Consider the following 1,465-nt stretch of genomic DNA (forward strand, 5'->3'; position numbering starts at 1 on the left):
CTGGAAGTGCATGTCCAAGCAACGAGTTGTCCGGGTAGGCAAATCCGCCCGGAGTAGATGAGTTGTGATGGGGAGCCCTTTAAGGGCGAAGCTGTTGATTCACACTGCCAAGAAAAGCCGCTAGTGAGATACCCACCGCCCGTACCGTAAACCGACACAGGTAGTTGGGAAGAGAATTCTAAGGTGAGCGAGCGAACTCTCGTTAAGGAACTCGGCAAAATGACCCCGTAACTTCGGGAGAAGGGGTGCTCATGAAAATGAGCCGCAGTGAATAGGCCCAAGCGACTGTTTATCAAAAACACAGGTCTCTGCCAAACCGAAAGGTGACGTATAGGGGCTGACGCCTGCCCGGTGCTGGAAGGTTAAAAGGCGCGCTCAGCGTAAGCGAAGGTGCAAATTGAAGCCCCAGTAAACGGCGGCCGTAACTATAACGGTCCTAAGGTAGCGAAATTCCTTGTCAGGTAAGTTCTGACCCGCACGAAAGGCGCAACGATTTGGGCACTGTCTCAACGAGAGGCTCGGTGAAATCATATTACCTGTGAAGATGCAGGTTACCCGCGACAGGACGGAAAGACCCCGTGGAGCTTTACTGTAGCCTGATATTGAATCTTGACCCCACCCGTACAGGATAGGTGGGAGTCTTGGAAGCGTGGACGCCAGTCCACGTGGAGACACTGGTGGGATACCACCCTGGTGTGGTTGAGATTCTAACCCGCGTCCGTGATCCGGACGGGAGACAGTGTCAGGTGGACAGTTTGACTGGGGCGGTCGCCTCCTAAAGAGTAACGGAGGCGCTCAAAGGTTCCCTCAGAATGGTTGGAAATCATTCACAGAGTGTAAAGGCATAAGGGAGCTTGACTGCGAGACATACAGGTCGAGCAGGGTCGAAAGACGGACTTAGTGATCCGGTGGTTCCGCATGGAAGGGCCATCGCTCAACGGATAAAAGCTACCCCGGGGATAACAGGCTTATCTCCCCCAAGAGTTCACATCGACGGGGAGGTTTGGCACCTCGATGTCGGCTCGTCGCATCCTGGGGCTGTAGTCGGTCCCAAGGGTTGGGCTGTTCGCCCATTAAAGCGGCACGCGAGCTGGGTTCAGAACGTCGTGAGACAGTTCGGTCCCTATCCGTCGTGGGCGTAGGAAATTTGAGAGGCGCTGTCCTTAGTACGAGAGGACCGGGATGGACATACCACTGGTGTACCAGTTGTCGTGCCAACGGCATCGCTGGGTAGCTATGTATGGCCGGGATAAGTGCTGAAAGCATCTAAGCATGAAGCCCCCCTCAAGATGAGATTTCCCCATTAGATCCCTCAGAGACGATGAGGTGGATAGGTTCGGCGTGTAAGTGTGGCGACACACTCAGCGGACGAATACTAATCGATCGATGACTTATTCAAAGATTTGTACCGTGTAGGTTTTCTGCACTGCTTGGCTTCTATATGGTTTTGAATGTACATCATTCA

At 53.4% G+C, this 1,465-nt stretch carries 1 rRNA gene; it reads left to right on the forward strand.

Annotation, left to right across the window (positions count from 1 at the left end):
- Positions 1 to 1,399: ribosomal RNA gene (locus tag LPW40_RS13535) — 23S ribosomal RNA — on the forward strand; the annotation flags it as partial.
- Positions 1,400 to 1,465 lie beyond the last annotated feature (66 nt).

This window comes from Salinicoccus halitifaciens (genome assembly GCF_021026095.1).
Taxonomy (GTDB): domain Bacteria; phylum Bacillota; class Bacilli; order Staphylococcales; family Salinicoccaceae; genus Lacicoccus; species Lacicoccus halitifaciens.